General features: G+C 44.7%; 15 protein-coding genes. All 15 read left to right on the top strand.

The genetic code is table 11. The annotated features are described in order from the left end of the window. The first annotated feature begins 1 nt into the window (after position 1). Entirely contained in the window at positions 2-1,141 is a 1,140-nt protein-coding gene (locus tag AC0NJP_RS04775) for a DegT/DnrJ/EryC1/StrS family aminotransferase (protein ID WP_474698981.1), read from the top strand. Between the two features lie 32 nt (positions 1,142-1,173). Next, positions 1,174-2,691: a glycosyltransferase gene (locus AC0NJP_RS04770; protein ID WP_474698980.1), complete on the top strand. Its 1,518-nt coding sequence runs from the start codon at positions 1,174-1,176 to the stop codon at positions 2,689-2,691. 16 nt (positions 2,692-2,707) lie between these two features. Further along, positions 2,708-5,914, top strand: a complete 3,207-nt coding sequence (locus AC0NJP_RS04765; RefSeq protein ID WP_474698979.1) for a glycosyltransferase — start codon at positions 2,708-2,710, stop codon at positions 5,912-5,914. Next, on the top strand, positions 5,865-6,788 hold the full coding sequence (locus AC0NJP_RS04760) for a glycosyltransferase family 2 protein (RefSeq protein ID WP_474698978.1): 924 nt from the start codon (positions 5,865-5,867) through the stop codon (positions 6,786-6,788). Before AC0NJP_RS04765 ends, AC0NJP_RS04760 begins: the two co-directional genes overlap by 50 nt. After that, on the top strand, positions 6,785-8,533 hold the full coding sequence (locus AC0NJP_RS04755; RefSeq protein ID WP_474698977.1) for a hypothetical protein: 1,749 nt from the start codon (positions 6,785-6,787) through the stop codon (positions 8,531-8,533). The genes AC0NJP_RS04760 and AC0NJP_RS04755 overlap by 4 nt, the downstream gene beginning before the upstream one ends. A gap of 36 nt (positions 8,534-8,569) precedes the next feature. Next, positions 8,570-9,529 carry a glycosyltransferase family 2 protein gene (locus tag AC0NJP_RS04750; RefSeq protein ID WP_474698976.1) on the top strand — a complete coding sequence of 320 codons (960 nt, stop codon included), beginning with the start codon at positions 8,570-8,572 and terminating at the stop codon, positions 9,527-9,529. Then, a complete protein-coding gene (locus tag AC0NJP_RS04745; protein WP_474698975.1) occupies positions 9,522-10,259 on the top strand; it encodes a class I SAM-dependent methyltransferase in 738 nt (245 codons plus the stop codon). Before AC0NJP_RS04750 ends, AC0NJP_RS04745 begins: the two co-directional genes overlap by 8 nt. Before the next feature lie 12 nt (positions 10,260-10,271). Continuing rightward, the gene (locus AC0NJP_RS04740; RefSeq protein WP_474698974.1) at positions 10,272-10,946 is read left to right on the top strand and encodes an acetyltransferase; all 675 of its coding nucleotides are present in this window, start codon (positions 10,272-10,274) and stop codon (positions 10,944-10,946) included. A 13-nt stretch (positions 10,947-10,959) separates the two neighbouring features. Further along, the gene (locus AC0NJP_RS04735; RefSeq protein WP_474698973.1) at positions 10,960-12,711 is read left to right on the top strand and encodes an HAD-IIIC family phosphatase; all 1,752 of its coding nucleotides are present in this window, start codon (positions 10,960-10,962) and stop codon (positions 12,709-12,711) included. Further along, positions 12,708-12,965 (top strand): acyl carrier protein, encoded by a 258-nt coding sequence (locus AC0NJP_RS04730; RefSeq protein WP_474698972.1) that lies wholly within the window; start codon positions 12,708-12,710, stop codon positions 12,963-12,965. The genes AC0NJP_RS04735 and AC0NJP_RS04730 overlap by 4 nt, the downstream gene beginning before the upstream one ends. A 6-nt stretch (positions 12,966-12,971) precedes the next feature. Then, entirely contained in the window at positions 12,972-13,916 is a 945-nt protein-coding gene (locus AC0NJP_RS04725) for an NAD-dependent epimerase/dehydratase family protein (protein WP_474698971.1), read from the top strand. Continuing rightward, positions 13,913-14,611 carry a WbqC family protein gene (locus AC0NJP_RS04720; RefSeq protein ID WP_474698970.1) on the top strand — a complete coding sequence of 233 codons (699 nt, stop codon included), beginning with the start codon at positions 13,913-13,915 and terminating at the stop codon, positions 14,609-14,611. Before AC0NJP_RS04725 ends, AC0NJP_RS04720 begins: the two co-directional genes overlap by 4 nt. 445 nt (positions 14,612-15,056) lie before the next feature. Then, positions 15,057-17,921 (top strand): beta strand repeat-containing protein, encoded by a 2,865-nt coding sequence (locus AC0NJP_RS04715; protein ID WP_474698969.1) that lies wholly within the window; start codon positions 15,057-15,059, stop codon positions 17,919-17,921. Positions 17,922-18,392: 471 nt separating this feature from the next. Then, positions 18,393-18,584, top strand: coding sequence for a hypothetical protein (locus AC0NJP_RS04710; RefSeq protein ID WP_474698968.1), 192 nt, complete (start codon positions 18,393-18,395; stop codon positions 18,582-18,584). Between the two features lie 47 nt (positions 18,585-18,631). Then, positions 18,632-21,706, top strand: a complete 3,075-nt coding sequence (locus tag AC0NJP_RS04705) for a beta strand repeat-containing protein (RefSeq protein WP_474698967.1) — start codon at positions 18,632-18,634, stop codon at positions 21,704-21,706. The last annotated feature ends 60 nt before the right edge of the window (positions 21,707-21,766 follow it).

Genomic DNA, 21,766 nt, shown 5'->3' with positions numbered 1-21,766 from the left:
CATGATTCAGAACTTGCATACACCTTTTCCAGATCCAATCTATGTAACACGTCCGCTTTTACCCGATTTAGAGCAAGTCATTGAAAAACTCAAAGAAATATGGGAAGTAAAGTGGTTGACTAATATGGGGCAACAGCATAAAGATCTGGAAATGGCTTTGACAAAAGAGCTAAAAGTTCCTTATTTGTCTTTATTCAGCAATGGAACGATTGGTCTGATTACAGCATGTCAAAGTCTTCGTCTCTCAGGAGAGGTTATTACAACCCCTTTTACTTTTGCGGCTACGCCCCATGTTTTGATTTGGAATAATATAAAACCGATTTTTTGTGATATTGATCCAAACACAATGAATATAGATGCCAATAAAATTGAATCTATGATTACGCCACAGACAACAGGAATTATGCCCGTTCATGTGTTTGGAACGCCTTGTGATGTTCAGAAAATCCAGGATGTTGCCGACCGTTACGGTTTGAGGGTAATTTATGATGCGGCCCATGCCTTTGGTGTCGAGATCAATGGACAAGGAATCGGAAATTTTGGCGATATTTCGATGATGAGTTTTCATGCGACGAAACTGTTTCATACAGTTGAAGGCGGGGCTCTTTGTTATCGAGATCCGCATTTAAAGCAGCGCATTGATTTACTGAAAAACTTTGGCATAAAAAACGAAGAAGAAGTGGTTATGCCGGGGATTAACGGAAAAATGAATGAAGTGCAGGCTGCAATTGGCTTAATCGTTTTGAAGTATGTGGAAGAGGAACGACAGAAGCGGAAAAATCTCATTCAGATCTATCAACAGATATTAGGAAGTATCGAAGGTATTTCCTTTGTCCAAGAACAGCCGGGTGTGACAAGTAACTATCAATACTTTGTTATTCGAATTGATGAAGCGGTATTTGGGTGTTCCCGTGATTTTGTTTATGAAAATTTAAAACAATATAATGTCTTTACACGTAAATATTTTCATCCGTTATGTAGTGATTATATTTGTTATAAACCGCTGCCATCTGCGTCCAAAGAAAATCTACCTGTAGCCAATCAAGTTGTAAAAGAAGTGTTGTCAATGCCTCTTTATGGTGAGTTAACAGAAGCAACAGTAGAAAAAATTTGCCAATTAATTCTTTCGTTTCGAAAATAATTCGATCTGGATTAGCAAGGAGAAGTTTTTTTATGCCGACTGTCAGTGTGATTATTCCAGCGTATAATCATGAAAAATATATTGCCGAAACGATTCAAAGTGTGTTAACACAAACATATCAGGATTTTGAAATTATTGTTGTAGATGACGGGTCCAGTGATGGGACTGTCGCCGCAGTGAAAAAGATAAAAGATTCACGGATTCGTCTTTTTGCCTTTGAACAGAATCAAGGAGCCTGTGTTGCCACAGAAAAATGTATTGCTGAAGCGACTGGACAGTATATAGCCATGCTTAGCTCTGATGATATATTTTTACCGGAAAAGCTGGAGAAGCAGGTTGCTTTTTTAGAAAAAAATCAGGGGATTGGCGCAGTCTTCTCTTATGCAGAGATCATCGATGAAGAGGGGCAAATCTTTTCCAACAAAGAGCATTTTTATTGTCATATATTTGAGCAGCCAAATAGAAATCGTCATGAATGGCTTCGTTATTTTTTCTTTCAGGGCAATTGTCTTTGTCATCCCAGTATGTTGATTCGGCGTAATTGTTATAAAGAAATTGGTATTTATGATGCAAGGTATCGACAGTTACCAGATCTTGATTTTTGGGTGCGCCTTTGCCTGAAGTATGAAATTTTTATTTTACCGGAGCGGTTAATCCAATTTCGTATTCGTAGTCAGAATGCCAATGCCAGTGCATGGACTCCGACTAATCAGGTTCGCGACGCTTTTGAGCAAATTGCTGTTTTAGACAACTATCTAAAACTAGAACCAGAAGAATTTTCAGTTGTTTTTCCTGAGGTTGATGCATCAGCAATCTCCTCTGATCTTTTGCCTTATCAGCTTGCCTGCCAGGCCCTGAAAAAAAACGAGGGAGGCAGTCGGCTTTTTGCCTTAAAAGTGTTATATGAACTTCTTGGTGATGCGCAAAAAGCAAAAAAATTGCAAGATACAATAGGATTTACATACAATGATTTTTTTTGTTTGACAGGAGAACTTGATATTTTTAAGCTGTTTAAGAAATATGATACTAGGCTGTACCTGGACTCTGGGGATGGGTTTACGGAAGCCAACAGCATTGTACTGACAGAACAGTTTATCGCAGGTTCATTTGCCTTAGAATTTAGTCTTACAGAACAATGGATAGATAATTTTAGATGGGATCCTCTGGAAGGGGATTTTTGCTATATTAAGCTGGAGTCAATCGCCTATGAAGATATGGGGGGAGACTGGAAGAGTGTTTTACCGGAACAGCTTGAGACAAATGGGAAAAAGCGAGAGTCAGGCGATATTTTCTTTTACACAGTAGACCCGATGGTCTTGATTCCGATAAAAAATACAGTCAAGAAAATTCGTCTACGCGGGCAATGGGGAATTACTACGACAACTACGCTTGACCACTTCTTAATAGAGCAAGATAATCAGCTGGAAGAAAAAGAACGATTGCTTAAAGAATGTGAAGCGCGCCTGAAGGAAATCCACCAGTCCCGGGGCTGGAAAATAATTTTGAAGATTCGCAAGGTAAAGCAGCTTTGCCGACAATTTTTTACTTGAGAGGGACATTGAGGACATGAAGGAGAGCGTTAAAGCAATATTTTTAAAGAATCGGCAAAAAGGCCCGGTGCTACGTAAAAGTATAATACCTGAACTGTTAGATGTGCGGGATATTACTTTTGCTGAAAGTAGCGGCAGTTTTTATACGAAAACAGATCAGGCACGCTTAATTCTGCAATTTCCCCAAGCATTGCATCATATAAAAGTGATTTTTTCAATTCAGGCAAAGGAGCAGGGCCTTCGAGCAAAGCTTAGTTTTTATCAGGACGCTGCTTGCCAGGAAAGAATTGGTCAAATCACCGTTTTTGTCGATGGAACGTATAGCGGACAATATCTTAGTTTTTCATCACCAGTGAACTATATGTCTTTGGACATTGAGCATTCGGAAGTTTCTTTTCAGATTAGACATTTAGAGATCATTCGTGTCTGTTCATGGGAAGAGTCATTGTTTCAATTGAAAAATCGCTCAGCACGAATTTGGGCAATAACACGCCAAAACCCACAGCTCATTTATAAATTTATTCATACGGCTAGACATTTTGGTATCCGTAGTGCAATACAAAAAGCCTTGGCTAAAGGATGTAACTCAGATTCGGGATATCTGCATTGGATCGCCTGGTATGATACAATTTCGCCAATTGATCGTGCCCAGATGGAAACGTGTCTTCAAACCTTTGAATATAAGCCGCTTTTATCGATTATTATGCCTGTCTATAATCCAGAGCCAAAGTATTTTCGTAAGGCCATCGAATCTGTCTTGGCTCAGACCTATCCGTACTGGGAGCTTTGTATGGCTGAGGATCAGTCACCAAATCCGCAAATTAGAGAAATTATTGCAGAATATGCCCAGAAAGATCAGAGAATTTGCCCTGTCTATCGCCAGGAGAATGGTCATATTTCACGTGCCAGCAATTCGGCATTAGCTATAGCACAAGGTGAATTTGCTGTATTGATGGATCATGATGATTTATTGCCATCGCATGCCTTATTTATGGTTGCACATGAAATTAATCAACGTAGCAATGAGGTTGATCTGATTTATTCCGATGAAGACAAAATTAACGCAAATGATGAACGCTATGATCCTTATTTCAAATCAGACTGGAATGAAGTATTGTTTGAATCGCAAAACTTTGTAGCTCATCTTGGGGTTTACCGCATGGAAATTATTAAAAAAATTGGTGGTTTTCGTGCCGGTTTTGAAGGAAGTCAGGACTATGATCTTGCTTTGCGATTTTTAGAGCATACCCATGCTGAGCGAATCAGTCATATTCCTCACGTTTTGTATCATTGGCGGATTTTCCAGGGAAATCATACTTTTTCTACGGACAATCATCATATTTCCGATGATTCTGCTTATAAAGCCTTAACAGAGGCTTTTGAGCGGCGACATAAACAAGTAACCATTGACCCTGTAGAATCCTTTCCTGGCTGTTGGCATATTAGCGGCGAAATAACTAAGCCGCTACCACTTGTTTCGATCATTATTCCTACGCGGGATCGGGTTGAAATATTGAAGAACTGTGTCGAGGGGCTATTAAAACGCACGCAGTATGAAGCGATAGAAATTATCATTGTTGATAATGACAGTCAAAAAGCAGAAACAAAGCGCTATTTTGAAGCATTGCAACAAGAAGTCAACGTGACGATTCTTGCTGTGCCTGGCCCGTTTAATTATTCTCGACTGAATAATGAAGCGGTCAAGGCGGCAAAGGGAAAATATATATGCCTCTTAAATAATGATATTGAGGTCATTCATGATACGTGGCTGCAAGAGCTTGTATATCAGGCTGAAAAAGACAATGTTGGTGCGGTCGGAGCAAAGCTTTATTATGGCAACAATACGCTGCAGCATGGCGGCGTTGTTTTAGGAATTTATGGCGTAGCAAGTCATAATTGCCGCCATCAGCCGCGGCAATCTGTCGGCTATTTTGGCCAATTGCAACTAGCTCGTTCCGTTTCCGCTGTGACCGGGGCCTGCTTACTGACCACTCGTGATATTTATGAAAAAGTTGGCGGCCTCGACGAACAGGAACTGGCAGTCAGTTATAATGATGTAGATTTCTGTCTGAAAGTAAGGCAAAGCGGTTATGAAGTGGTATATACGCCTTTCGCCCAACTGTATCATCTAGAGTCAGTCAGCCGTGGTCAAGATGTAACAAAAGAGCAAAAAGAGCGTTACTGTCGGGAAAGAAATGTTATGGTACGGCGTTATGGAGAATTGTTACAGCATGATCCTTTCTATAGTCCCAATTTATCACTAGAAAACGAAAATATGACCTTGGCATTTCCGCCGCGTACAACAAAACCATGGCGAAATTGGTTCGAGTTTGTTTGTCCGTTCCACCGCGGAGATGTGATTTTAGGCATTCAAATTGCGCAGCAAGCAACAAGAATGGGGCGAAAATTGCGGTTTCATGTGGCGGAAACTTTAATTTCATGGGTGCAAGATTTTGTAACTGACTATGATGTAGAGCCTGTTGCTGTACCTGTTCCACCAGCAGCAGAGACCTATCCTAAATATCGTGAGGCCTGTAATCTTGTGACACAGCGCGAGGATGCCTCACGCTATATCGTGGGGAGTCATCCTAGCAATAATTTCAATGAAATTGGCCTGAATATAGTAGAAAATATGTTTTGTTCTTTAGAAGTGCCGATTGATACCGTGATTACGCCGCTATTGCCTGTATATGAAGAAGCGGCCTATCAACAAGCCGAAGTGCACCTACAAAAGTACAAAAAACCAGTCGTGTTGCTTCACCCCCATGGCGGCTGGAAGCTGAAATCTTTGCCAGCTGAACTGATCGAAGCTTTGATCAAATCACTTCATCAGGCAGGGTATGCAGTTGTACAAATTGGTGGGAAAAGTGACCTAGTTATTTCTGCTTGTGATGGACATATTTTAGAAAACTATTCACCCAAACAATGGCGGCCAATTTTTGAAAAATCTCTAGCTTTATGTGGCATAGATTCCTGGTCATCACACTTCGCCGCTATTGTTGACTGCAACCAGATTGCTTTTTATGGTTCAACGCGAGATTGTGATGTTAGTTCACGCCATTTCTTTGCATGTAAAAAAAGTCGGTCTCTTATATTTGCGACAAAGGCGGAATGTGCTCCTTGCCATTCTTTGATTTGCAAATATAAGACAGAGGACTGCCGAGGATATCATTATGATGAAAATAAACTACTCCAATTCCTGCAACTCTGTTCACACTCATAAAAAAGTGGCTGTTATTATTGTTACCCATAACAGCCAAGCCCACTTAGATCAATGTTTGCAATCAATTGCCGTGGGAACGGTTTTACCAGAGCAGATTCTTATTGCTGACAGCGGCTCAAAAGAAGTTCCGTCACTGGCTGCTGCCGGCGTCTGCCTGGCAGAACTTTTTCTTTGTGAAGGAAATATCGGTTATGCAGCAGCTAATAATCAAGCATTTGCTATGCTTCAGGATGACATTGAATATGTACTTTTTTTAAATCCTGATGCATTTTGTCGTGAAGATACACTCGAAGCAGCCATCCGGTTTATGGAGGCGCCGCAATCTGCTGAATGCGGCGCTGTTAGCGGCGCTTTACTCGGCTATGATTTTCGGAACCGGCGTCCGTCAGAGCAGCTTGATTCAACAGGTATTTTTGTCACAGCTTATGGCAGATTTTATGATCGTTTGCAAGGGCGACCTGTCACGGAAATGCCAGTAAAGCTCGAGGAAATCCCTGCTTGTTGCGGCGCTTTTATGTTTTGTCGACGGGCAGCTCTTCAGTCTGTTTTATTACGAGGCAGGGAAGTTTTTGATGAGACCTTCTTTATGTATAAAGAAGATATTGATCTCTCTTTACGGTTGCGTAGAGCTGGGTATCAGATTTTTTATGTACCATCAGTTCAGGCGTATCATTGCCGGGGCTGGCAAGTTAAGCGCCAGAATGTTCCCTTTTGGGCCAAACGCTGTTCCCTTTACAATGATTGGCGTCTTTGGAAGAGAAGCTATCTTTCTTTCTGGAATCAGATGCTTTTTCTTTTGTATCTGTTCGTAAAAACTGTCGTCGTATTAGGATGGGAAAGTTGGCAGAACAAGCAATCAGGAGGCGCTTCATGAGACTGGATCTTACAAAAACATCCACATACTTTACAGTTCTTTTGGCTGTGGTAGCAGGCGGGGCCGCACTCTTTTTTCTAAATAGAGGCTTTGATTTTACTGATGAAGGCTTTTACTACTTGCATTATGCCTATCCCGAAGATTTGCGCAATGCCATTTCACTGTATCATCTTCCGGGAAGTTTTTTATTGATGATCTTGCAGCATCAAATCACGTTGATGCGCTTGTCTGTGCTCCTGGCTACGGGTGTCGCCGCCAGTCTATGGGCTGCTTCTTTACTGCCATTACTAAAAGATCTTTCGTTGTCAAGAACAGACCGTTTGGCGGTTCTAGCGCTCTTGTTTTTGAGTATTCTTCAAACTTACGCCATATCACCGGTTGCTTGGTCATATAACTTTTTGACTTTTCTCTTATCTCTTGCTGTTTATGGGATTTTATTCTATTTTTTTCGGCGTGGAGAAAAGATCGCTTTAAAAAGCTGGCTGGCAGGCTGGCTATGTATTGCCTGTTTAGTAGAAGGCCTTTTCTTTGTTAAATTTGGTTCTTCCTTTGTGATGCTGCTGCTACTGTCAATGCTTTTGCCCGTGATGCCAGGAATCTCATGGCGGCAGAAAATGATCGCGGCACTGTGTTTAGGTGGCTGGATTTTTGGTTCTGCCGTTGCTTATTTTGTATTTGTACAGCCTTTTGGCGAGTGGCGGCATATGATGACAATCAATATGAGTATAGTCTCCTCGCCAGTTGGCATGACTCAGATCCTATATCACTATGCGCGTGATCTGGCAGGCTTAGCGGCAGCGACTGCTACAAAGTATGGGATTGCTATTGTACTTCAGGGACTCGTGCTGTTTTGCCACAGACAGTGGCCTGCTAAGACAGCTCCGAGTACCTGGCTTAGCCGACTTGTATGGGTTGTGTTCCTCGGTGAGGCATGGTATGATCAGGCTTATAAAAATACAATCTGGCTGGCTTTTTCTGGGCACTCGCTCGATTTTTTTCTTGCTTTTGCTTGTATAGCTATTTGTCAGCTTGCCCGAAGCGGGGTCAAACAGAAAGGGATTCTTGCATTACTATTTTGTTTTCCTTTTTTAGGGGCGATTGGGACGACGAATCCGCTCGTGTTAAACCTGGTTTTTGGTAGCAGCGGCTGGGTTGCTTTTCTGCTACTACTTGCAGCGCAAGTAAGCGGGAAACAAAAGACTCTTTCTTTTTTACGCTTTAGTATGCTTGGACTCAGTCTGGTCTTAACTAGTCAATTTTTCTATGGTTATGTGCTACATCCTTATGGCAATCAGTACTTTGCAAACGGACTAGCACCTTCCTTGCTAAAACAAAGTGAACCAGTAAAAGTGGGCGATAGTTTACTCCTGCTTGATCCAGAACGTCAGAAATTTCTGGTTAACTTGCGGCAGATCTTGCAAGAGGGCGGTTATCAACAAGGTGATGATTTACTCGGGTTATTTGACATGCCTGGGATTGTGTATGCCATGGGAGGACGTTCCCCAGGCATTGCCTGGTATTTTGATGTACCATCAATGGCCTATCGCAATCTACATTCTTTACAAGGAGCCGGCGTCGATAGAACAAGACATGCCTTTGTTTTGCTGCGAGGAAATAAGGCAAAAGCAACGGAGTTACTTCAGGGAGCAGGGCTAGCTTTTCCGACTCAATACGAGTATTTAGGAACCGTAATGATTCCTTATATCAATACACCACTTGAAGTGTGGAAGCCATTTACGCCCTAATAAGTTTGATCATACGGACAGAAAGGAGCAGATACATTGGACGAGAGATATTTCGAGATTGAAATTAGCATTGTGAGCACCTTATATTGCTCAACTGCTTTCTTGCCCGAGTTTTATCAACGAATGACTGCTGCTGTACAGCAGCTCACGGACAATTATGAGCTTATTTTTGTCGATGACGGCTCGCCTGATGAATCTGGCGCTTTAGCGAAAGAACTAGTAGCTCGCGACCCCAAGGTTAAGCTAGTAGAATTGTCGCGAAATTTCGGTCATCATCCAGCTGCTTTAGCGGGGCTACGCACCGCGAAAGGCCGTCTTATTTTCTTGATTGATGTTGACTTAGAAGACTCGCCGGAATGGCTGCTGCCTTTTCATGAGCGCCTGCAGGAAAATCAAGTCGATGTGGTCTACGGCGTTCAGGAAGAACGGGCCGGTACGGTAGGACGGCGCGTCTCCGGCGGTCTATTTTACCGACTGTTTAATAAAATGTCAGAAGTGAAAATTCCCGCCAATATTTGCACAGTTCGGTTGATGACGGCTGATTACGTGACGGCACTTGGCACTCTGACTGATAACAATTTGTTTCTGGCAGGCAATTATGCCTGGACGGGCTTTCGTCAAGAAGCTTTTTTTGTTACGAAAGAACGGATGCGGACGGTATCAAGCTATACACTGACCAAGAAAGTAAGTTTGCTGATTAATGCTATTACTTCCTTTACGGCCTATCCGCTGCAACTTATTTTTACACTAGGTATCCTCATATCAGCGCTTGCGGGTGTGATGGGGACAGCAATGCTTGTTCGCAAGCTGCTTTATCCTGACTATATTTTGATCGGCTATGCGTCGATTATGGTTTCTTTATGGTTTTTAGGCGGATTGATTATTCTCTTTGTGGGAATTGTGGGACTCTATCTTGCCAAGGTTTTTGCCGAGACAAAAGGCAGACCCCAGTATTTGATTCGCAAAATCTATCAGCGAGGTGATTCTCATGAATGAACTTGATGCACTCTGCGGCGCTTATGGCGCGGCTGGTCCTTATTATGATGAATGCATGCGCACTTGCCAATGGTTTTCGGAGCGCATGATGGCGCGGTTTTTAGCAAAAGACTATAAGACGCTAGTGAGTCTTGGCGTAGGCTATACGGCAGTCAATCAATCGGTTGTTGCCAAGCTAGGTAAGAAATTAGAGAAATATTGGATTGTTGACGGCTCGGAGCAAATGCTGGAAAAGGTGCGTCAGGAAGTGACGTTGGCTGATACCATGACAACAGTACACGCTTGGTTTGAAGAATTTGATCCCGGTCAGAAGGTCGACGCCATCGAAATGGGCTTTATCTTAGAGCATGTGGAAGATCCTTTGGCCTTGGTGAAACGTTATGTGAACTTTTTAGCGCCAGGGGGCACGCTGTTTATTGCCGTGCCAAATGCCACTTCGCTGCATCGGCAGATTGGCCATGAAGCGGGAATGTTGCCTGACTTATATCAGCTTAGTGACTATGACCGCGGCTTCGGTCACCGACGTTATTTCGATTTAGCAGCGATCCGTTCGCTCGTCGAAGCGGCCGGTCTTACGGTCAAAACGACCGAGGGCATCTTATTAAAACCGATTACAACAGGCCAAATGAAAGAACTCGCTTTTTCGGAAGAGATTATCAAGGCGTTCTTTACGATGGGGATCGCCTATCCTGAGCTTTCAAATAGCTTGTATCTGGAAGCACAGCTTTAGGAGGCGGCAGCTATGAATGGCAAACGACCTCTCGTTATTTTCGGCATTCACGATTTTGCGGAATTGGCAGCCTATTTTTTCACGCAAAGTGAAGAGTATGAAGTCGTGGCCTTTACGGTGGACCGCGCTTATGTAACGACAGACTCCTTTCAGGGAAAGCCTGTCATTGCTTTCGAAGACCTTGAAACAGTCTATCCACCAGATTCCGTTGCTCTCTTTATTGCTATTGGCTTTCAAAATTTGAATAAAGGCCGTGAGGCCAAATGCACCGTAGCGAGAGCAAAAGGCTATCGTCTGGCCTCTTATATGGCGCCAAGCGCTGTTGTTTGGCAGGGGTTTGTCCCTGGCGACAACTGCCTGATTATGGAGCAGGCTGTGATTCAACCCTTTGCCACTATTGGCAATGGCGTGATTATTTGCTCTGGCGCTAATGTGAGTCATCACTCTACGCTTGGCGACTACATATTTATAGCGTCTCACGCTGTGATCGGCGGCCATGTAGTTGTGGGAAATCGTGTGTTTTTAGGCATGAATTCTACCATTAAGCATCGACTGACTGTGGGCGATGACGCGCTCATCGGCGCTGGCGCTCTCGTGCTGGAAGCTCCCGCTAAAGGGAGCGTCTATACGGCCGTTGGCAATACGGCGGCGCCCTTTAGCAGTCGCTTGGCAAAAAACTTTTTATAAAGGAGGGAGACGCGTGCAGCCCACTTATCAAGAAATGTTAGAAACCCTTCGCAGTCAAAAGGAGGCAGCGGCGGCTTTCCCGCCTGTTCATATTCGGCTACTGCGCAATTATACGATCGAAAGTCTGGAGGATTTTTTAGCCTATCAGCTTTATTCTGCGGAACTACGTCCTGTTGTTACACTAAGCGGCTATAATTCATTGCCCCAGGATATTTTAGCAGGCTGGGAGCCTGTTCCCGCGGGCGAAAAAGAAATTGTCGTATTAACGCTCCTGCTTGATCAGATTGACAGTGACTGGAATCTTCCCGGCTGGGATAGCCGCGGCGTTCAAGATTATCTGAAAAATGTTCTTGCGGCGATTAGTGAGCAGACCACCGCGCCTGTCCTTATTCATACGTTTTTACTGCCGCCTGATGAAGAGTCTGTTCCGCTGAAGGGAGAACTCTCCTTAACCGAAAAAATTGAAGGGCTTAATGCTTTTCTTAAAGACTATGTAGCCCAGCACAGCGCCCAGTTTTATTTGATTGATTGGAATCGCTTGATGCGGCGAACGGGCTGGCAGGCGGCCATTGATGAACGGAACTGGCTTATGTTTGCTTCGCCACTCCGTCCCGCTTTTTTAGCTGAATATGCTAGCGAGATTGCTCCCTTTATCAAGGCTCTGACAGGACGGGCAAAAAAATGCCTCATCCTTGACTGCGATAATACGCTCTGGGGCGGCGTTGTAGGGGAAGAGGGCCTCAGTGGCATACAACTTGACCGTAATACCTATCCTGGTAAGGCCTATTATGAATTTCAAAAGACAATACTTGCTTTGGCGAAACGGGGCGTTATGCTGGCTCTTTGCAGTAAAAATAACGCGGCTGATGTATGGGAGGTCATGGATAATCACCCGTACTGCCTGATTAAGCGAGAGCATCTAGCGGCATGGCAGATCAACTGGGAGGATAAGGCGACTAATGTGAAGCGCCTAGCCGAGCAGCTCAATATTGGTCTGGCTAGTTGTGTCTTTGTCGACGATAATCCTGTCGAATGTTCCCTGGTGGCCGAGCTTTGCCCAGAGGTGCTGACATTGCAAGTGCCGAAAAAATTGGCTGCCTACCCAGCGCTATTACAGAAAGATCATTTGTTTACGAACTTTGCCGTAAGTCAGGAAGATCAAAATCGGGCCAAGCTCTATCAAGCCGAACAAGCGCGGCAGGCGAAAAAACAGCGCTATCAGGATCTTAGCGAATACCTCTTATCACTGCAAACGACGCTGACTCTGGGACGAGCTACAGCCGAACAGGCGGCACGCATTGCTCAGCTTACGCAAAAGACAAATCAATTTAATCTGACGACAAAACGGTATGCTGAAAGCGAGATTCTAGGCTTTATCAACGAGCCTGACCGTTATTTTGTTTTGTATGGCCGCGTGGCTGACTGCTTTGGTGATCTAGGTCTGACTGGCGTTTTGTTAGTTGAGCGAGACGGAAACAAGGCGAAAATTCTAAACTTTTTGCTAAGCTGCCGTATCTTGGGACGCCAAGTGGAAACGGCCTTGTGGCAGGCCGCTGCGCAGCGGATCGAAACCGATTGGTTAGTGACCGATTGGGAGGCTGCTTACGTGCCTACCGCGAAAAATAGTCAGGTTGCTGATTTTTGGCCAAAGCAAGGCTTTAGCGCCAAGAAAGACGGTATTTTCAGCCTGACGAGTCACGAGCGGACAGAACAAGTCATTCCCCATATTATGTTGCAGTGGGAAGAAGAAGGAGGAAGACCATGAAGGCCATGAATCAGGAAGCAGTACAAGGGGCCGTGTGTCAGATTGTGGCGGCCGCGCTGCAAAAATCGGTAACAGAGCTTACGGCGCAAGCCAGTCATGATACAGAAGCGGCTTGGGATTCTTTGGCGCAGCTACGCATTATTGCCGGACTCGAGGAAGCCTTTGCCATGGAATTCAGTGATGAAGAAGTGACGGCTCTTGCTAGTGTTGCCCAATTGACAGCTGCTGTGCTTTCCTATCAGGAAAGGGGGTAGCTCTGCTTGAAATGTCTTGTACTAGGTGGTAGCGGCTTTGTCGGCTCGGCCATTGTAGCGGAACTTTTGCAAAGAGGTCATGAAGTCGTCACATATGAGCGCACCTTGCCCAAGCTGCGCCGCGGCTATCGGAAAAACAGCCCGATTCAGTATTTGCAGGGCGATTTTACGGTAGAAGCTGATTTTTCTTCCCTTGTGGCGGGATTTGATTGGGTCTTTCATTTGATCTGTACCGCTTTACCTGCTGATGAGGATGGCGTCAAGCAGATCAAAGATAATGTACTGCCGACAATGCAACTGCTGGAGGCTTGTCGCCAACAGGGCGTAAAGAAAGTCTTCTTTGTATCGTCAGGCGGATCGGTCTATGGTCTTGCCGGTGACGAGCCGATCCCCGAGACAGCGCCGACAAACCCTATCTGCGCCTATGGTGTTCATAAGCTGGCAATTGAAAAATATCTCCAACTCTATCATCATCTCTATGGCGTTGACTATGCGTGTATGCGTTTGGCTAATCCCTATGGCGAAGGGCAAAATCCAGCGAAACCCCAGGGAGCTGTCGCCGCTTTTGCGGCGAGGCTGTTAGCAGGTCAGCCCATTGAAATTTGGGGCGACGGCTCTGTCGTCAGAGACTTTGTCTATGCCGACGATGTGGCCAAAGCGGCCCTGGCGATGATGCAGTATGAGGGACCTGAGAAAATTTTTAATATTGGTAGTGGTATTGGCTATTCCCTATGTGAGTTGCTGCAACTGTTAGAAACCGTCGCTGGCGTGAAGGCTCAGGTGCGTTTTACGCCAGGGCGGCGACAAGATGTACCTATCAATATCTTAGATATTTCTCTGGCCAAAGCCAAGCTAGGCTGGCAGCCGACTGTTACTTTAGAGGACGGTCTGGAGCGGCTTATGAAGGCCTGGACCATAGCAAAAGAGAAAGGAGCCATTTCGTACTCATGAAACTTGTTGCTCTCCAATCGGATTATCTGCCTTGGAAAGGCTATTTTGATATGATCCACGATGTGGATCTTCTTGTCGTCTATGACGATGTGCAATATACGAAAAATGACTGGCGCAACCGTAACAAAATTAAGATGGAACGGGGAGCATCCTGGATTACGCTGCCCGTAGGTTATGATTTGACGCGAGCCATTGATGAAGTCAAGCTAAAAGACGATAGCTGGCAGGCCAATCACTGGGCGAAAATCTGTCAAGCCTATCGGAAAGCGCCCTACTTTTCTCGTTACAAAGATTTTTTTGAATATGTTTACTGCGAAGCAAAGTGGACGTATCTGTCAGAGCTTGACCAATACCTGATCCGCCATATTGCCAAAGAGTTTCTCGGTATTTCCGTAGAATATAAACATGTGCGCGACTATGACCTACAAGGCAAGAAGCTGGAAAAACTCCTTGATCTTATGGATAAGTCAAAAGCCTCTGTATATGTATCCGGTCCAGCGGCGCAGGATTACATTGATCCTGCTGAATTCGACAAACGCGGCGTAGAACTCATTTATAAGGATTATTCAGGCTATCCCGAATATGATCAGTTTTATCCGCCTTTCGATCATTACGTAAGCATTATTGACCTGTTGTTTCAGACAGGGCCTGACGCGCCTTATTTTATTTGGGGTTGGCGGGAAGAAAAAAATTGAGATGAAAATGCAACAGTTTTTGTATAATAAAAATTTTTTGTATAAAAAAGTGTGAAGATTTTACCAAGGAGGCAGGAAAAACCTGCTTGGCGTAGAAATATTACCCTTAACGCCGACGCCACTAGGATTTGCCCACTCTCAGCCGGGGATCTGACAGTGTGCAAATATGCGGAATCGTAGCGAGCCAGATTTAGATTTCTTTGCAAAAAGTGGGGAAAATTGCAGATTTATTACTTTATTTTCTATTAGAGGTATAGTATACTTGTATCTGTAGTGGATTTTTCCAGCCTTTTTTTGCAGTGAATCTACCTCTGTTTCCAACAAGGGGGAATGTTTACAGAAAAAACAAAAATAATAGTATGATACCATGCTATTTATTTATAATTCATAACTGGGACAAGCTTTAGCAGAAAAAAAGAAACCAAAATCAAGGGGGAAATTTATAATGGCTACACAAAACATTGACAATTCAACTGGCGTATATGTTGCCAAAGTACCTGGCGATACTTATGACTACAAAGCGACTTCTAAAACTGCTCAGACAGTTTACCTGACAGACGGCGGCAACACCTTTACTGATAATGCTGCTTCTACAGCAGGCAACGTTGTTACTGTTTATGGCGGTGCTGGTAATGATACCTTCACAAACTCCGCAACTGCAGCTGCTACAATGCTTGCTTATGGCGGCGCTGGCGCTGATACTTTCACTAGCGGTGCAAATGGCGGCGATACTTTAGTTGGCGGCGCTGGTAATGATACTTATAATATTGCTGCGACTCTTGCAGCTAATGGTAAAGAATTAATCATCATCAATTCTGGCGATGGCAATGATACCATCACTGGCTTTGATAATAGCGCAGCAGTTAAAAACAATGCAACCATCCAATTTAATGTAGCTTCCAGCAATCTTTCCTATACTGCTAGCGGCACTGATTTGCTTATCAAAGTTGGTAGCACTGGACAAGTTGTAAAACTTGCTGGCGTTCTTGGTTCTGCTTTCGATCTAGCTAATCTCAAAGACGTGAATGGTGCATCTTTGACTGGCTCGCTTGTTGGACTTGCTGCTGCTGGTACTGCTACAGCAGGTAGTACTAACTTGGTAAACGCTGATAATGCAACAGTTTCTTATGATCTTGCTGCTGATGCAACGACTACAACGAAAATCGTTGGTACTGGTGTAGGAGAAACTTTAAACCTTACTGGCGCTGCTACAGGCAAATCAGTCAACCTTACTGGTTCAATTTATAGCGGTTTCAATAATATTACAGATAGCAGCACTGGCGGTGCAAACTATCTCCGTGGCGACAGCACGAATAATACGATTACAGGCGCTATTAATGATCAGTTGTGGGGCGGCGCTGGTAACGATACATTAGATGGTGCAACCAAAGGCGGCGAAACTTATTGGTTCGGCGCAAACGATGGCGCTGACGTTGTACAAAACACAGCCGCAGGCGATAGTGTTTTCCTCTATGACGGCACTGCAAGCAACGTTTCTTATCAGAGAACAGGTACAAGTGGAACTGATCTTCTTGTAACAGTTGGTTCTACTGGTGCAACTCTGACAATCAAAGGCTATTTTGCCTCTTCCACTGCTACTACTGGCCAAGCATCTGCACCGCAGATTAAATTGGCTAATGGTACTGTTGTAACTCCAACGATTGCTAATGCTGCAGGAAATAATACTTTTGCTTATGATCCTACGAAAAATTATGGCGTAATCGCTGGCCAAGGTACTGGCAATACGATTAGCGCTGCAGGCGTTACGCAGTCTGTAACGATTAACCTTTATGATACAACGCAATTTACTGGTATTCAGAAAATTGTCGGCAGTAACGTTGCAGGTGATTATCTGCGCGGCGACAGCGCTAACAACACGATCACTGCAGGTGCTACAGGCGGTGCAAATATCTGGGGCGGCGCGGCTGGTAACGATACGCTCGTAAGTGCTGGCACTAACAATGTTTTCTGGTTTGGTAAAGGCGATAGCAACGATGTGCTGCAAGGCAGCGGTGCTACTGATACAATCAATCTCTACAATATTAATCGCAGTGCTGTAACGGCTACCGCAACTGCTGCAGGTCTTGTTGTAGGAGCTCAAGGTGATACAACTGATTCGCTCACAGTGGCAACCAGCACTGGCAAATTTAAATCAGCTGACGGAAAAGTATTCAGCATTGATACAGGCGCAGGCGCTATCGCATATACTGCAGGCGACTTAGTCGTTGGTACTGCTGCTGCTGCAAATGTAACAGGCGCAGCTAAAGCTACGATCAACTTGTATGATACGACGCAATTTGTCAATGTAAACACAGCTACTGGCGGTGGTGCTGGCTATGTTCGCGGTAACAGTGCAAATAATACCTTGACTGCTGGTACGGCTGATCAGCTTTGGGGTGGCGTTGGCGGCAACGATACCTTGGTTGCTTCCGTTGCTGGTGGCGATACGTTCTGGTTCGGTGCAGGCGATGGCAATGATAAAATTACCGGAGCTACTGCTGTAACATCTGATACAATTAACCTTTACAATGTAAATGCTAGCCAATTGAGCTATGCGCTTGATGCTAGTGGCAATTTGAAAGTTTCCATTGCTGGCAACACAGCTGACAGCTTGACTGTTACTGGTGGCACTTACAACAACCTGACCTTCCTTGATCAGACGGGTAAAGCATTCCAGGCTTATGTAGCTGACGACAGCTCAACAGCTGCTATTAGCGTAGCTGGTGCAAAACAGAATGCTATCGTTGTTGGCGGTACTGGCAACCATACCGTAACTGGTTATGCTAACAGCTTGCAATTAGGCACAATTGCTCTTGGCGGCACAGGTAACACTGTAGTTGGTGTTGCAGGTACGACAATTAACCTTTATGATACAACGAAGTTCACTGGAGTACAGAATGCAACTGGTGCTGGCACTTCTTACCTCCGTGGTACTTCCGATAGTAACGTGTTGACTGCTGGCGGTGCTGGCGATCAGTTGTGGGGCGCAGGCGGCAATGATACTCTGATGGGTAATGCTGCAGGCAATGATACTTACTGGTTCGGCGCTAATGACGGCAGCGATAAGATTTTCAATTCGCAGACTACCGATACGGTTATGCTTTATGATTCCGGTCTCAGCGCTTCCAATGTTGGCGTAGCTGTTGATACAAACGGCGCTCTGAACTTGACAATCGGTGGCGGTACGTTGAGCATCCAAGGTTGGAATGCTTCCACTAGCGTAAATACCTTCAATCTCGGTGGCAACCTGTACACTGTTAAACAGACTACAACTGCTTCTGGTTCGACTTACAGCTTGGTTCAGAAATAAGCCTTGCTTTAAAGTGAAGACAACTTATAAAAAGGTGCAATCTTTCGAGATTGCACCTTTTTTGTGTATAAGAAGTTGATTCTTATGAATGTGACAAGCGTGGATACTTTTTAGATTAGCGGTAGCACTTACAAATTAAAAATGGATAGCACTTCTTACAGCTTGGCTCAGAAATAATTAAAACAAAACTGCAAACAAATCGAGAGGTACAGCCGAAAGACGGTACTCTTTTGTATACAAAAGGCTCAATGTCAATAGTTGGAATAAGAAAATAAAGCAAACATCATAGCATTGTAGCAGTGAGCTTTTTTAGTTTCAATGCTATTTGTTTTTTAGCTTAAAGCCCTTTGACCTAAAAAAGTCAGCAGGATAACCCCTAGTATATTGTTGACATATATAGTAAAGTAAAAACGTCAGAACGAATTTTGGTATTTTTAGGGATTGAAGAGCATCTAGGGAGGAATCTGATACATGGCAACTATAGATGTAACGGCAAGCACTTATATAACTACGCAGCCTCGACAAACTTATACCTATGATATTGCCAATGCGGGAACCAGTACGGCGACAAGCGTCAATACTTTCCTGATTGGCGGCAGCGCTTACAAAGTGCAAAGCTCCGGGGCAGGCTCCAGTATGACCTATAATCTGGTTCAGAAATAAATAACCAGTTATAATAGAAGAGAAAATAAGGGAGTGTGTTTTGGTAAATGGCTAATATTGATGTAACGAAGAGTGTATATACGGCAACTCTGCCAGGGGGAACTTATACTTATAATTTTAGGAATGCACCAGCAGGAGCTACGGTTGCCATGCAAGAGTCTATTTATCTAACCAACGGCGGCGATACCTTTTATGTTACCAATTCAGGTGGCCTTTCGGGACAAACGCTCACTGTCTACGGTGGTGCTGGCAATGACTACTTTAGAGAATTTTACAGCGATAATTACTCGACGTTGATTATTTATGGCGGCGCTGGCGCTGATACCTTGGTTTCGGCGCCTTCACCTGCCGGACAGACGATTGGCGATACCTTGGTGGGCGGTCTTGGCAATGATTTATATGTACTGGCGGCTGGGAACGTTGCTGACCGAGCCGGCAGAGACAAGATTATCATAAATGCCGGTGATGGCAATGATACGATAGGTGGTACAATAGCTGTTGCCCCAGATGGGGGTATTCCAAGTAATGTCATTCAAATCAATGTAAAGGCTGAGGATCTTACTTATTCGTCAAATGGCGAGGACCTCATTATTCATGTCGGGGCTACGGGTCAGACCGTAGCGCTTGCCGGTATCGCGAGATACGAATATCTCGCTGCTAAATCGTTTAATTTGTCAACCCTTAATGACGCGACGGGAACAGCTTTAAGCGGTTACGTAGCCGTCAATGATGATGGCGCTAGAATGTTGCAGAATATAATAGATGGCTATATTAATGTAGGTCTCAGGCAAAATACGTTATTAGACTTGGCCAATCCGAGCAGTGCAACGAAGGTCATCGCTGGTGATATTAACTCTGACAATAATACGTTGATTAATAAAGCGCCTGCTGATGGACAGTCCATCAATTTGTCAGGATCGATCTTTAGCGGCTTTGAAAATATTACCGATAGCAGTAATCATCATGGCAACTATTTACGGGGCGACAACGGCAATAATTTGATACAAGTTACTGGCGCTACTTCCGGCGATCAACTCTGGGGCGGTGCTGGCAATGATACCCTAGATGCGAGCGGAGCGGCTGTTGTTGGTTCCACGACCTATTGGTTCGGTTCTGGCGATGGCCATGATGTTATCAACTATAAAGTAAATGGCGGCGATATGGTCTATCTTTATGATGCGACGGCGGATAATGTGACCTACACCAGATCAGGTACTTCCGGAACTGACTTGATGATTACTTTCGGTGCGACGGGAGCCAGTGTGACGATTACCAACTATTTTAATCGTGCTACAGACGCTACTGGTAAAACTGGCGCACCTCAAATTAAATTAGCTAGTGGGACTATCGTGTCGCCGCTTTTGCCAAGTAGCGGCGGCAATAATGTGATTGCTTATGATCCGAAAGTCGCCACAGGTCTTATCAGCGCTTCCGGCACCAATAATACGGTGAATGCTAACAGCGCTGGCCAGTCTGTTACGATTAATCTTTTTGATACGACGCAGTTTAGCGGAATTCAAAATATTATTGGCACTGCTAGTGTTTCAGGCAGAGATTACCTACGCGGCGACAGTCAGGATAATATTATTATTGCTGCGGGGCCTGCCGATCTTTGGGGCGGAATTGGCGGTAATGATACGTTAACTGCAGGGGGAGGTCCTGTACGGATTTGGTTTGGCCGCGGCGATGGTCAGGATTCGGCGGCGACGGCAACGATTTCTAATTGGGGCACGGTTACGCCTACCTTGAATCCTGCTGATACAATCAATCTCTATAATGTCAATCGAAGTGATGTACAAGTCACAACAAAGGATGGCAATGTATTGGTAACCTTCGCTGGCGATACGACAGATTCTTTGAATCTGGGGTCTTTAAGTCATTGGAGTACCTCTGGTATCGGGCCTGTTTTTACCACTGCCGACGGTAAGCAGTTTCATGTGAGTGCCAATGATGGTATTACTGGCGCTTCCGGTGGTGCAAATTACAGCGAGGGCAATATTTATATTGCTCAGGATCGTGCCGCTGCCACAGTTGCTGGCAGTGCCGCCGCTACGATCAATCTCTTTGATACGGCACACTTTATGGGCGTAAACAATGCTACTGGCGGCGGGAACGGCTATGTGCGCGGCAATAGCGCTGTTAATACACTAACGGCAGCGGCAGGCGATCAGTTATGGGGCGCTGCTGGCAATGATACGTTACTTGGCGGCGGTTTTGCTAGTGAAATGTTTTGGTTTGGCACTGGTGATGGGCAAGATGTAATTAGTGGAATTGCGGCCACAGACACAGTCAACCTATATAATTGGAATACCAGTGACTTGCAGTATGACGTTGATAGCAATGGTTATCTGACGATTACTGCCAAGGGCAATGCCTCCGACAGCCTTTATATTAAGGATACGAATTATTCTACCCTGACCTTTAAAGATCAAAACAGCCAATTCTTTAGTATTAAAGTTGTAGATCCTGCGACTGGCAGTGTAAATGTTGCTGGTTTAAAAGCGGGAACTCTGGTTACTGGCGGACAAGCTAGCGGCAATAATACGGTTACTGGCTATGACAATGCCTTGCAGCTTGGCAAGATCGATCTGATTGGCAGCGGCAATACCGTTTCTACGGTAGGTACTGGCGTCCTTGTTTCGACGACGATCAATCTTTATGATACAACGGTGTTTAGTGGCGTGCAGAATGCAATTGGCAATGGCCATGATTATCTCCGCGGTACCTCTGGCGACAATGTGCTGAAGGCAGGCGGCGCCAGTGACCAGCTTTGGGGTGCAGCAGGCAATGATACTTTAATGGGCATGAATGATGGGACTCCGGCGACGGCCGCAGGCAACTCTGATGTATACTGGTTCGGCAAAAATGACGGCAATGATAAAGTCTTTTTCTCAGGCGCGACGGATTCGGTTATGCTTTATGACAGCGGTCTTACGGCTTCATCTGTCGGCGTTTCTTTTGCCGCTGGTGACTTAACCTTGAATGTAGGCGGCGCCAATCTGACGCTGATGAACTGGAATGATACGACAAGTGTGAATAGCTTTGTCATTGGCGGCAATGTGTATAAGGTGCAGAGTAGTGCAACGTCATCTGGCGTGACCTATAGTCTGGTTCAAAAATAAGTTTTTCTATATAATTACTGTCTATTTTAAAAGATGGCACAGCAAAAACTGTGCCATCTT

This window comes from Pelorhabdus sp. sgz311002, assembly GCF_056134285.1.
This window is presented reverse-complemented; position numbering and strand designations above follow the sequence as displayed.

Coding starts and splice junctions, on each gene's coding strand:
- AC0NJP_RS04730 (WP_474698972.1), top strand. CDS start 12,708: ATGAAGGCCATGAATCAGGAAGCAGTACAAGGGGCCGTGTGTCAGATT.
- AC0NJP_RS04740 (WP_474698974.1), top strand. CDS start 10,272: ATGAATGGCAAACGACCTCTCGTTATTTTCGGCATTCACGATTTTGCG.
- AC0NJP_RS04765 (WP_474698979.1), top strand. CDS start 2,708: ATGAAGGAGAGCGTTAAAGCAATATTTTTAAAGAATCGGCAAAAAGGC.
- AC0NJP_RS04760 (WP_474698978.1), top strand. CDS start 5,865: ATGATGAAAATAAACTACTCCAATTCCTGCAACTCTGTTCACACTCAT.
- AC0NJP_RS04755 (WP_474698977.1), top strand. CDS start 6,785: ATGAGACTGGATCTTACAAAAACATCCACATACTTTACAGTTCTTTTG.
- AC0NJP_RS04705 (WP_474698967.1), top strand. CDS start 18,632: ATGGCTAATATTGATGTAACGAAGAGTGTATATACGGCAACTCTGCCA.
- AC0NJP_RS04720 (WP_474698970.1), top strand. CDS start 13,913: ATGAAACTTGTTGCTCTCCAATCGGATTATCTGCCTTGGAAAGGCTAT.
- AC0NJP_RS04710 (WP_474698968.1), top strand. CDS start 18,393: ATGGCAACTATAGATGTAACGGCAAGCACTTATATAACTACGCAGCCT.
- AC0NJP_RS04745 (WP_474698975.1), top strand. CDS start 9,522: ATGAATGAACTTGATGCACTCTGCGGCGCTTATGGCGCGGCTGGTCCT.
- AC0NJP_RS04770 (WP_474698980.1), top strand. CDS start 1,174: ATGCCGACTGTCAGTGTGATTATTCCAGCGTATAATCATGAAAAATAT.
- AC0NJP_RS04775 (WP_474698981.1), top strand. CDS start 2: ATGATTCAGAACTTGCATACACCTTTTCCAGATCCAATCTATGTAACA.
- AC0NJP_RS04715 (WP_474698969.1), top strand. CDS start 15,057: ATGGCTACACAAAACATTGACAATTCAACTGGCGTATATGTTGCCAAA.